Genomic DNA, 11,482 nt, shown 5'->3' with positions numbered 1-11,482 from the left:
TCGCCAGAACCAGAAAATTTAAGACGAGGGAATACGACATGAAGAACAAGGTTTCCGCGCTCCTGCTCGGCACCGCGATGGTGCTCTCGGCTGCAAGCGTCGCCTCCGCCCAGGAAAAGCTCGACAAGACGGTCAAGATCGGCGTGTTGTCCGATCAGTCCGGCCTTTACGCCGACCTCGCCGGTCCCGGCTCGGTGCTGGCGGCGCAGATGGCGGTCGAGGATTCCGGCCTGAAGGCGAAGGGCTGGACCATCGACGTGATCTCCGGCGACCACCAGAACAAGCCGGATATCGGCACCACTATCGCCCGCCAGTGGTTCGACGTCGACAAGGTCGACACCATCGCCGACGTGCCGAATTCCGGCGTCGCGCTCGCGGTCAACAACGTCGTGAAGGAAAAGAACGGCGTCTACATCAATTCGGGCGCCGCCACTTCGGATCTCACCAACGCGCAGTGCTCGCCGAATACCGTGCACTGGACCTACGACACCTACATGCTCGCCCACGCCACCGGCCAGGCGCTGGTGAAGGCGGGCGGGGACACCTGGTTCTTCCTGACCGCCGATTACGCGTTCGGCGCGGCGCTCGAGCGCGACACCACGGCCGTCGTCACCGCCAATGGCGGCAAGGTGGTCGGCGGCGTCAAGCATCCGCTCAACACCGCTGACTTCTCCTCCTTCCTGCTGCAGGCGCAGGCCTCCAAGGCCAAGATCATCGGCCTTGCCAATGCCGGAGGCGACACCACCAACTCGATCAAGCAGGCGGCCGAGTTCGGCATCGTCAAGGGCGGCCAGAAGCTCGCGGCGCTGCTGCTGTTCCTCACCGACGTCAAGGCGATCGGGCTCGAGACCGCGCAGGGCCTCAACTTCACCGAGACGTTCTACTGGGACCTCAACGACAAGACCCGCGCCTTCTCCAAGCGCTTCTCGGAGCGGATGAAGAACAGCGCGCCCCCGACCATGGTGCAGGCCGGCGTCTATGCGGGCCTCACGCATTACTTCAAGGCGCTGGAAGCGCTCGGCGGCAATCCGCATGACGGTGCCAAGGTGGTCGCGAAGATGAAGACGATCCCGACCGACGATCCGCTGTTCGGCAAGGGCGAGGTCGAGGCCAATGGCCGCGTCACCCACGACGCCTATCTGTTCGAAGTGAAGAAGCCCTCGGAGTCCAAGGGACCGTGGGACTTCTACAAGCTGGTCGGCACCGTGCCGGGCAACCAGGCCTTCACGCCGCTCGACAAGAGCACCTGCCCGCTTCTGAAGAAGTGACGATCATGCCCGCCGGCCATGGGCGTGGCCGGCGGGCTTCATCTATCCAGCGAAAGCTCATTCGATGCAGGCTCTCTACGCACAGCTTCTGGTGGGACTGATCAACGGCTCGTTCTACGCGCTGCTCAGTCTGGGGCTCGCCGTCATCTTCGGCATGCTCAACATCATCAATTTCGCGCATGGCGCGCTCTACATGATGGGCGCCTTCGTGGCGTATTTCCTGCTCAACCTGGGCGGCATCAATTACTGGTGGGCGCTGATCATCGCACCCGTCGTGGTCGGCATCTTCGGCATGATCCTGGAGCGGACCATGCTGCAATGGCTGACCGGCCTCGACCATCTCTACGGACTGCTGCTGACCTTCGGCATCGCGCTGATCGTGCAGGGCGTGTTCCAGAACTATTTCGGCTCCTCGGGCCTGCCTTACTCGATCCCGGATCAGCTCAAGGGCGGCGTCAATCTCGGCTTCATGTTCTTACCCGTCTATCGCGGCTGGGTCGTCGTCTTCTCGCTCGTGGTGTGCCTTGCGACCTGGTTCCTGATCGAGAAGACGCAGCTCGGCGCCTATCTGCGCGCCGCGACCGAGAATCCGACGCTGGTGCGCGCGTTCGGCATCAACGTGCCGCGCATGATCACGCTGACCTACGGGCTCGGCGTCGGTCTTGCCGCGCTCGCCGGCGTGCTGTCGGCGCCGATCAACCAGGTCCGCCCGCTGATGGGCGCCGATCTCATCATCGTGGTGTTCGCGGTGGTCGTGATCGGCGGCATGGGCTCGATCATGGGATCGATCATCACCGGCTTCGCGCTCGGCGTGATCGAGGGACTGACCAAGTATTTTTATCCCGAGGCCTCCAACACCGTGGTGTTTGTCCTGATGGTGGTGGTGTTGCTGGTGAAGCCAACGGGACTGACGGGACGGGCGGCTTGATATGTCAGCATTGACCGACGATACACTTCCGATCACGCCGCGCGCGATGCGCGACGAGATGATCGTATTCGCTGCGATGGCGCTGCTGCTGGCGATCGTGCCGTGGACGGGGATCTATCCGTTCTTCGTCATGCAGGCGCTGTGCTTCGCGCTGCTCGCCTGCGCCTTCAACCTCCTGATCGGCTATGGCGGCCTGCTGTCGTTCGGCCACGCGATGTTCCTCGGCACCGCCGGTTACGTCTCGGCGCACGCGCTGAAGGTGTGGGGACTGTCGCCCGAACTCGGCATCCTGGTCGGCACCGCGGCCGCGGCCTTGCTCGGCCTCGCCACCGGCTACATCTCGATCAAGCGGCAGGGCATCTATTTCTCGATGATCACGCTGGCGCTGTCGCAGCTGCTCTACTTCATCTACCTGCAGGCGCCGTTCACCCATGGTGAGGACGGCATCCAGGGCATCCCGCAGGGCCACCTGCTCGGGATCTTCGACCTGTCGAAGCCGATGGTGCTCTATTACGTCGTGCTGGTCGGCTTCCTCGCCGGCTTCCTGCTGATCTACCGCACCATCAACTCGCCGTTCGGCGAGGTGCTGAAGTCGATCCGCGAGAACGAGCCGCGGGCGATATCGCTCGGCTACAAGACCGACCAGTACAAGCTGCTCGCCTTCATCCTGTCGGGCACGCTGGCGGGCTTTGCCGGCTCGCTGAAGGTGTTCGTGGCGCAGAATGCCTCGCTCACCGACGTGCACTGGTCGATGTCCGGTGAAATCGTGCTGATGACGCTGGTCGGCGGTCTCGGCACCATCTTCGGCCCGGTGGTCGGCGCCTTCGTGATCATCGCCATGCAGCAATATCTCGCCGGTTTCGGCCAGTGGGTGACGGTGATCCAGGGCGTGATCTTCGTGGCCTGCGTGCTGCTGTTCCGGCGCGGCCTGGTCGGCGAGCTGGCCCACCTGTTGCGGCGGTCGCTGTAGGGCAGGTCTCGGCGATTTTCGGCCGACATAGCGGTGGACGACCGCCCGTTTGGGCGGTCGATCCCGATGCTTTCCCCGCCAGATGCTCTATGACAGTTCTGTGACAGCCGCTAAAAGGGCTGCCCCGGAACGATGGAACTGAGACATGCTGCGGTGGTTTCGCGCTTTCCTGCCCAAGGAAGAGCGCTTTTTCGACCTGTTCGCCCGCCACGCCCGGACCTCGGTGCAGTGCGCATTGGCGTTGCAGGACATGCTGAAGGGCGGGGAGGAGACACCCGTCTTTTGCCAGCGCGTCAATCAGTTCGAGAACGACGCCGATAGCGTCACCCGCGAGGTCCTGACCGCGGTTCGCCGCACCTTCATCACCCCGTTCGATCGCGGCGATATCAAGAACCTGATCACCTCGATGGACGACGCGGTCGACCAGATGCAGGCGACCGCAAAGGCGGTCATGCTGTTCGAGGTGCGCGAGTTCGAGCCGCCGATGCGCGAGATGGGCGGCCTGATCGTCGAATGTGCCAATCTGGTCGGCCGCGCGCTGCCCCTGTTGCAGTCGATCGGCCACAACGTCTCGATGCTGACCCAGATCACCGAGGAGCTGACCAAGCTCGAGGGCCGGGTCGACGATCTCCAGGATATCGGGCTCAAGGAGCTGTTCCTGAAGCACCGCGACGCCAACACGATGGACTACATCGTCGGCGCGGAGATCTACGATCATCTCGAGAAAGTGGCTGACCGCTTCGACGACGTCGCCAACGAGATCAACTCGATCGTGATCGAGCAAGTGTAGCGGAGTCGTTCACGTGGACGCCACGCTGGGTCTTCCGATTCTGACCATCCTGATCGCGGTCGCGCTGCTGTTCGACTTCCTGAACGGCCTGCACGACGCCGCGAACTCGATCGCGACCATCGTCTCGACCCGCGTGCTGCGGCCGCAATATGCGGTGTTCTGGGCGGCGTTCTTCAACTTCGTCGCGTTCCTGGTGTTCGGCCTGCACGTTGCCAATACCATCGGCACCGGGATCATCGAGCCGTCGGTGGTGGATGCGACCGTGATCTTCGCCGCGCTGGTCGGCGCGATCGTCTGGAACGTGATCACCTGGGCGCTGGGCATTCCGTCGTCGAGCTCGCACGCGCTGATCGGCGGCCTGGTCGGCGCCGGCATGGCGAAGGCGGGCATTTCGGCGGCGGTGTGGAGCGGGCTCTCCAAGACGTTGCTCGCGATCGTGCTGTCGCCGCTGGTCGGCTTCCTGCTGGCGCTGGTGCTGGTCGCGATCGTGTCCTGGCTCTCGGTGCGCTCGACGCCGTTCGCGGTCGATCGCGCCTTCCGCATCCTGCAATTCGCCTCGGCGTCGCTCTATTCGCTCGGCCATGGCGGCAACGACGCGCAGAAGACCATGGGCATCATCGCCGTGCTGCTCTATTCGCAGGGCCATCTCGGCGACACCTTCGAGATTCCGTTCTGGGTGGTGCTGGCCTGCCAGAGCGCGATGGCGCTGGGCACCTTGATGGGCGGCTGGCGGATCGTCCGCACCATGGGGCTGCGGATCACCAAGCTGACGCCGATGCAGGGTTTTTGCGCCGAAACCGGCGGCGCCGCGACGCTGTTCATGGCGACCTATCTCGGGGTTCCCGTATCGACCACACACACCATCACCGGCGCCATCGTCGGCGTCGGCGCGGCACGGCGGCTCTCCGCCGTGCGCTGGAATGTAGCGAGCTCGATCGTCTACGCCTGGGTGATCACGATCCCGGCGTCGGCCGCGGTCGCAGCCGCGAGCTATTGGGCGGTGCAGATTCTGAGGTAGCGTTTTCGAGCGAAGCGGAAGCCGGTTCGTGTTAAGAAAACGCGCCCCAAGGAAGTCATCAGCCGACCAGCTTCAGCCCGACGATGCCGGACACGATCAGCCCGATGCTGGCCAGCCGCATCGCGGTCGCGGGTTCGCCGAGCAGGATGATGCCGAGCGCCGCGGTGCCGACCGCGCCGATCCCGGTCCAGACTGCATAGGCGGTTCCAATCGGCAGCGTCTTGAGCGCGAGGCCAAGCAGGATCACGCTGCCGGCCATCGCCGCCAGCGTCAGCACCGACGGCACCAGCCGCGAGAAACCTTCTGTATATTTCAGCCCGATCGCCCAGCCGATCTCGAGCAGGCCAGCGGTGAACAGAATGGTCCAAGCCATCACGAACCCTCCAGAAAAGGCAGGGTCGTCCCCGCGAATGGTATGGTGAGGAGAAGGTCGTCCTTCCGGTGCCTATATGGGGACGGTGCGGCCGTTCCGCATTGCGACAAAACGCCCTTGATTGCGCCCGTTTTCCCTGCCAAATGCCCCGCCATGTCCGACATTTCAGTTTCAGCCGAATCGCCGTCCCGCTCGCCGCTTTCAGAGGAAGTGGCGCGACGGCGCACCTTCGCGATCATCTCGCACCCGGACGCCGGCAAGACCACGCTGACGGAAAAGCTGCTGCTGTTCGGCGGCGCCATCAATCTCGCGGGCCAGGTCAAGGCCAAGGGCGAGCGGCGCAACACGCGCTCGGACTGGATGAAGATCGAGCGCGAGCGCGGCATCTCGGTCGTCACTTCGGTGATGACCTTCGAGTTCAACGACCTCGTGTTCAACCTGCTGGACACGCCGGGCCACGAGGACTTTTCGGAAGATACCTACCGCACGCTGACCGCGGTCGATTCCGCGGTCATGGTGATCGACGCCGCGAAAGGCATCGAGGCGCGCACCCGAAAGCTGTTCGAGGTGTGCCGGCTGCGCGACATCCCGATCATCACCTTCATCAACAAGATGGACCGCGAGAGCCGCGACACCTTCGAGCTTCTGGACGAGATCGAGAAGACGCTGGCGCTCGACACCACGCCGATGACCTGGCCGGTCGGCCGCGGCCGCGACTTCCTCGGCACCTATGACGTCGTCAATGGCGGCGTGCGGCTGCTGGAGGGCGGCGGCGCCAAGACCGGCGCCACCGAGCAGATCGACATCGCCGATCTCGGCAAGCGCAACCCCAATCTCGACGTCGCCGAGGTCAAGGACGAGCTCGCGCTGGCCTCGGAAGCCTGCAAGCCGTTCGAGCTCGCGGCGTTCCGCGAAGGCCATCTGACGCCGGTCTATTTCGGCAGCGCGCTGCGCAATTTCGGTGTCGGCGATCTGCTGGAAGGCCTCGGCAAGTTCGCGCCGGCGCCGCGCGCGCAGGACTCGGATTTGCGCAAGGTCGAGGCATCGGAGCCGCGCATGAGCGCATTCGTGTTCAAGATCCAGGCCAACATGGATCCGAACCACCGCGACCGCATCGCCTTCGCCCGGCTGTGCTCGGGCAAGCTCAGCCGCGGTATGAAGGCCAAGCTGGTGCGCACCGGCAAGAACATGAGCCTGTCGAGCCCGCAGTTCTTCTTCGCGCAGGACCGCTCGGTCGCCGACGAGGCCTTTGCCGGCGACGTCGTCGGCATTCCGAACCACGGCACGCTGCGGATCGGCGACACCCTGACCGAGGGCGAGGATCTGACCTTTGTCGGCGTGCCGAGCTTCGCGCCGGAAATCGTCCGCCGCGTCCGGCTGACCGATGCGATGAAGGCGAAGAAGCTGAAGGAAGCCTTGCAGCAGATGTCGGAGGAGGGCGTCGTGCAGGTGTTCCGCCCGCGCGACGGCGCGCCGGCGCTGGTCGGCGTGGTCGGCCCGCTGCAGCTCGACGTGCTGAAGGCGCGGCTCGATGCGGAATATTCGCTGCCGGTCGAGTTCGAGATCTCTGAATTCTCGCTGGCGCGCTGGATCTCGTCCGACGACCGCAAGCAGCTCGACGCGTTCATCGCCGCCAACAATTCCGGCATCGCCGACGACGTCGACGGTGATCCCGTGTTCATGGCCAAGAACGAGTTCTATCTCGGCTACACCCGTGAGCGCGCCGAGGGCATCACCTTCTCCAACGTCAAGGACGTGAAGAAGAAGGCGTAGCCTCCGCAGACTCGGTGTCGTCCCCCGGCTGGACCCGGGGACCCGGTACGCCGCGGCCTTAGCGGTCAATCACAGCGGTCTCTCGAATACGGGATCGCCCGGTCGAGCGGGGCGATGACAGACAGTGCGGTGATGGCGATAAAAGCGCGAGGACGTGAACGCGGCCCCGCTTGCCGCGGTCCGGCTGCGGCACCATTTTCCCCGGAGCGCAATCCGGGTTCGCCTGCATGCTCCGACGCGTCGTCATCTGCCTCGCTTTTGCCGTGCTGGCCTTTGCGCTCGCGGGCGCTGCCTCCGCGCGGCAGCGGCATCAGACCAACCCGGTGCCGTTCGCGCACACGCCCTGCAGCGTGCTCGACAGCGGGCCCTGCATCCCATCCTATTGCAGCGTGTTCAACCACGGGCCATGCCTGCCCGAGATCGATTATCCGTACGGCGAAAATCTCCAGCTCACGATCCTGACCGTGCCACCGCAGGATCAGGCCGAGAAGTACCGCAAGCCGGATCATGATCTCGATACCATCGGCGATCTCTTCGCCGCGCTGCGCGCCTGCTGGGCGCCGCCACCGCCGGACGACGCGCGCGAGGGCATGCAGATGTCGGTGCGCTTCAGCTTCAAGCGGACCGGCGAGATGATCGGCGCGCCGCGCCTGACATTTTCGACGCGCGGCATCCCGGCCGACACCCGCACCACCTACCTCAATGCGATCAATGCCTCGCTGGATGCCTGCCTGCCGCTGAAATTCACCGGCGGATTGGGCGGGGCGCTGGCCGGCCGGCCGATCATGATCCGCTATGTCGACAACCGCGAGCTGGCCAAATCGGCCGACAAGCCGTGAGACACGTCGTTCCGGGGCGCGCTTTACCTCGAGATTCCGGGCCCGGCCCTGCGGGTCATCCCGGAATGACGGAGCGCGTGGCTGACGCATTGCCACCCGCCCGGCGAAGGTGATACGCGAGGGCATTGATCGATCAGGGGAGGAACATCGTGGGACTGCTCGTCATGATCCTGGGTCTCGTGCTGTTCCTCGGCGTCCATGTGCTGTCCAGCCTGCGCGAGATGCGCGCCGGCCTGATCAAGGCGATGGGCGAGGGCGTCTACAAGATCGCCTATTCGCTCGCCTCCGCGGCCGGGCTCGTGCTGATCATCTGGGGCTTTGCGCATTATCGCGCGACCGGATGGATCGACGTCTGGACGCCGCCGACAGCGTTCAAGCACATCGCGGTGGCGCTGATGCTGCCCGCCGTCATCCTGGTCGTCGCCTCCTATCTCCGCGGCCGCATCTACACCACGCTGAAGCATCCGATGCTCGCCGGCGTCAAGCTGTGGGCGTTCGCGCATCTGCTCGCCAATGGCGATCTCGGCTCGATCATCCTGTTCGGCTCGTTTCTCGGTTGGGCGGTCTATGACCGCATCTCGCTGAAGCGCCGCGCGGATGCCGGCGCGCCGCCGATTCCGGTGGGGGGCCCAACCAACGACCTGATCGCGATTGCGGTCGGTGTCATCGTCTATCTGGCGCTGGCGTTTGCGTTCCACCCGGTCGTGATCGGCGTGCCTGTCATGGGAGCCTGACTATGTCTGTTCAATCCGCCATCAAGCGCAAGACCGCGCCCGATCTCCGCGCCCGCAAGAACGGCGAGCCGATCGTGATGCTGACGTCGTACCATGCGCACACCGCGGCGCTGCTCGACAAGCATTGCGACGCCATCCTGGTCGGCGACTCCCTCGGCAACGTGATGCATGGATTCGAGACCACGGTGCCGGTCACGCTCAACATGATGATCCTACAGGGCCGCGCGGTGATGCGCGGCTCGCAAGCTGCGCTGGTCGTGGTCGACATGCCATTCGGCTCCTATGAAGAGTCGAAGGAGCAGGCGTTCCGGTCGGCGGTGCGGATCATGAAGGAGACGCTGTGCGGCGCGGTCAAGCTCGAGGGCGGCGTGCGGATGGCCGAGACGGTGGCGTTCCTGTCCGAGCGCGGCATTCCGGTGATGGGTCATATCGGGCTGACGCCGCAATCGATCAACACGCTCGGCTCGTTCCGCGCGCAGGGGCGCGAGGAGGAGAACTGGGCGCCGATCGAGAACGACGCCAGGGCTATCGCGGAGGCGGGCGCGTTCTCGATCGTGGTCGAGGCGGTCGCCGAGCCGCTGGCGCGCAAGATCACGCAAGCGATCGCCGTTCCCACCATCGGTATCGGCGCCAGCGCGGCCTGCGACGGCCAGGTGCTGGTGCTGGAGGACATGCTCGGCCTGTCGTCGCGCGCGCCGAAATTCGTACGCCGCTACGGCAATCTCGGCCCCGCGATCGAGGAGGCGGTCGCTGGCTATGCGCGCGACGTGAAGAGCCGCGCCTTCCCGGGGCCGGAGCACGTCTACGGCATGAAGAAGAGCTGACGGGGCAGACATGGACTGGTCGCAGCACGCAATTCCGCCGATGCGGCTCGAGCCGCGCTTCGGCGACCGCGTCGTGCCGGCTTTTCCGGAACGGCCCGGCAGCCTGTGGGCGATGATCGCGGACGCCGTTGCGCAGAACGGCGACGGCGAGGCGCTGGTCTGCGGCGCGACGCGGCTGAGCTGGCGCGAGGTCGCGGAGAAATCGGCCAAGGTCGCGGCGGGCTTTGCAAAACTCGGCCTTGCGCCCGGCGACCGCGTCGCGATCCTGCTCGGCAACCGCATCGAATTCGTGCTGATGATGTTCGCCGCCGCGCATGCCGGGCTGGTCACGGTGCTGCTCTCGACGCGCCAGCAGAAGCCCGAGATCGCCTATGTGCTGAACGATTGCGGCGCGACGCTTCTGGTCCATGAAGCCACGCTCGCGGATCGCATCCCCGATGCCGCCGACATTCCCGGTCTCAAGCATCGCATTTCCGTCAGCGACGGCGGCGCGTCGCAATTCGCTGGCCTCGCCGACAACGCTCCGGCCCAGGCACCGGCACAGGTGAGGGAAGAGGACACCGCGATGATCCTCTACACCTCGGGCACCACGGGCCGGCCGAAGGGCGCCATGCTCGCGCATTGCAACATCATCCACTCCTCGATGGTGTTCGCCTCGTGCCTGAAGCTGACCAGGGCCGATCGCTCGATCGCCGCGGTGCCGCTCGCGCATGTCACCGGCGCGGTCGCCAACATCACGACGATGGCGCGCTGCGCCGGCGCACTGATCATCATGCCGGAGTTCAAGGCCTCGGAATATCTGAAGGTCGCGGCGCGCGAGCGCGTCACCTACACGGTGATGGTGCCGGCGATGTACAATCTCTGCCTGATGCAGCCGGATTTCGACAGCTACGACCTGTCGAGCTGGCGGATCGGCGGCTTCGGCGGCGCGCCGATGCCGGTCGCAACCATCGAAAAACTCGACGCCAAGATTCCCGGGCTGAAGCTTGCGAATTGCTACGGCGCGACCGAGACCACGTCGCCCTCGACGCTGATGCCGGGCGAACTGACCGCCGCCCATATCGACAGCGTCGGCCTGCCGTGCCCCGGCGCCGAGATCGTCGTGATGGGCGCCGACGGCCGCGAACTGCCACGCGGCGAGATCGGCGAGCTCTGGATCCGCAGCGCCTCGGTCATCAAGGGCTACTGGAACAATCCGAACGCGACCGCCGAGAGTTTTACGGCCGGCTTCTGGCATTCCGGTGATCTCGGTTCGATCGACGCGGCGAACTTCGTCCGCGTGTTCGACCGCCAGAAGGACATGATCAACCGCGGCGGACTGAAGATCTATTCCGCCGAGGTCGAGTCCGTCCTGGCCGGCCATCCCGCCGTGGTCGAGAGCGCGATCATCGCCAAACCGTGCCCGGTGCTCGGCGAGCGCGTGCACGCCGTGATCGTGACCCGCACCGACGTGAATGCGGAGAGCCTGCGCGCCTGGTGCGCCGGGCGGCTCTCCGACTACAAGGTGCCGGAGACCATGGCGCTGACATCAGTGCCGCTGCCGCGCAACGCCAACGGCAAGGTGATCAAGCGGCAGCTGCGCGAGAGCCTATCAGCAGGGGCGCAGCGGGCGTCGACGTAGCATCCACGAACTCGGTGCGGTGCACCTCCCCGCTTGCGGGGTCGAGACGAGCGTAGCTCGCTCTTAGGTCGGATCGCATCGTCGGATGCGATCCGGGTAGGGGCTCTCTTCGCACAGGGACACTTTCATTGATCCGACTCGTGGAGACTCCCCAGCCCAACCCTCCCCCGCAAGCGGGAGAGGGAGCCGGCCGCTGTCGTATGCCGCTGCAAACGTCCCCCGTTAACGCTTTGATCCGCCTCGCTTTGCCTTGCCTCCGCCACACCATTAGGGTAACGCCGCCGCGATGTGGGGATCGGGTAGGGGCTGGGCCCCACCGATGGCAGCGGTCCCGAGGGGATGGG

General features: G+C 65.3%; 11 protein-coding genes. 10 read left to right on the top strand and 1 reads right to left on the bottom strand.

Annotated elements, in window-relative coordinates:
• Positions 1 to 38 precede the first annotated feature (38 nt).
• From E2I15_RS35135 to E2I15_RS35115, 5 genes are all read left to right on the top strand, one after another.
• Positions 39 to 1,268, top strand: a complete 1,230-nt coding sequence (locus E2I15_RS35135) for an ABC transporter substrate-binding protein (RefSeq protein WP_137479755.1) — start codon at positions 39 to 41, stop codon at positions 1,266 to 1,268.
• A 64-nt stretch (positions 1,269 to 1,332) separates the two neighbouring features.
• Complete coding sequence (locus tag E2I15_RS35130) at positions 1,333 to 2,196, top strand: branched-chain amino acid ABC transporter permease (protein WP_137479756.1); 864 nt, start codon at positions 1,333 to 1,335, stop codon at positions 2,194 to 2,196.
• Between the two features lies 1 nt (position 2,197).
• Positions 2,198 to 3,166 carry a branched-chain amino acid ABC transporter permease gene (locus tag E2I15_RS35125; protein ID WP_137479757.1) on the top strand — a complete coding sequence of 323 codons (969 nt, stop codon included), beginning with the start codon at positions 2,198 to 2,200 and terminating at the stop codon, positions 3,164 to 3,166.
• Between the two features lie 145 nt (positions 3,167 to 3,311).
• Positions 3,312 to 3,956, top strand: coding sequence for a DUF47 domain-containing protein (locus E2I15_RS35120; protein ID WP_057019846.1), 645 nt, complete (start codon positions 3,312 to 3,314; stop codon positions 3,954 to 3,956).
• A 13-nt stretch (positions 3,957 to 3,969) separates the two neighbouring features.
• Positions 3,970 to 4,974: an inorganic phosphate transporter gene (locus E2I15_RS35115; RefSeq protein WP_137479758.1), complete on the top strand. Its 1,005-nt coding sequence runs from the start codon at positions 3,970 to 3,972 to the stop codon at positions 4,972 to 4,974.
• A gap of 58 nt (positions 4,975 to 5,032) precedes the next feature.
• Here the strand turns inward: E2I15_RS35115 and sugE are convergent, their stop codons facing one another.
• The gene (gene sugE, locus E2I15_RS35110; protein WP_137479759.1) at positions 5,033 to 5,347 is read right to left on the bottom strand and encodes a quaternary ammonium compound efflux SMR transporter SugE; all 315 of its coding nucleotides are present in this window, start codon (positions 5,345 to 5,347) and stop codon (positions 5,033 to 5,035) included.
• A gap of 153 nt (positions 5,348 to 5,500) precedes the next feature.
• Here sugE and E2I15_RS35105 point away from each other — a divergent pair, with 153 nt between their 5' ends.
• The 5 genes from E2I15_RS35105 (at position 5,501) to E2I15_RS35085 (ending at position 11,138) form a co-directional block, all read left to right on the top strand.
• Positions 5,501 to 7,120 (top strand): peptide chain release factor 3, encoded by a 1,620-nt coding sequence (locus E2I15_RS35105; protein ID WP_018271257.1) that lies wholly within the window; start codon positions 5,501 to 5,503, stop codon positions 7,118 to 7,120.
• A gap of 227 nt (positions 7,121 to 7,347) precedes the next feature.
• The gene (locus E2I15_RS35100; protein WP_137479760.1) at positions 7,348 to 7,959 is read left to right on the top strand and encodes a UCP034077 family protein; all 612 of its coding nucleotides are present in this window, start codon (positions 7,348 to 7,350) and stop codon (positions 7,957 to 7,959) included.
• Positions 7,960 to 8,108: 149 nt separating this feature from the next.
• Positions 8,109 to 8,693 (top strand): NnrU family protein, encoded by a 585-nt coding sequence (locus tag E2I15_RS35095; RefSeq protein WP_137479761.1) that lies wholly within the window; start codon positions 8,109 to 8,111, stop codon positions 8,691 to 8,693.
• A 2-nt stretch (positions 8,694 to 8,695) separates the two neighbouring features.
• Complete coding sequence (gene panB / locus E2I15_RS35090) at positions 8,696 to 9,517, top strand: 3-methyl-2-oxobutanoate hydroxymethyltransferase (RefSeq protein ID WP_137479762.1); 822 nt, start codon at positions 8,696 to 8,698, stop codon at positions 9,515 to 9,517.
• A 10-nt stretch (positions 9,518 to 9,527) separates the two neighbouring features.
• Positions 9,528 to 11,138 (top strand): class I adenylate-forming enzyme family protein, encoded by a 1,611-nt coding sequence (locus E2I15_RS35085; RefSeq protein ID WP_137479763.1) that lies wholly within the window; start codon positions 9,528 to 9,530, stop codon positions 11,136 to 11,138.
• Positions 11,139 to 11,482 lie beyond the last annotated feature (344 nt).

The organism is Bradyrhizobium sp. BR2003 (assembly GCF_009720285.1).
GTDB lineage: Bacteria > Pseudomonadota > Alphaproteobacteria > Rhizobiales > Xanthobacteraceae > Bradyrhizobium > Bradyrhizobium elkanii.
The sequence above is the reverse complement of the archived record's forward strand: the minus strand, read 5'-3'. Positions and strand labels throughout refer to the sequence as shown.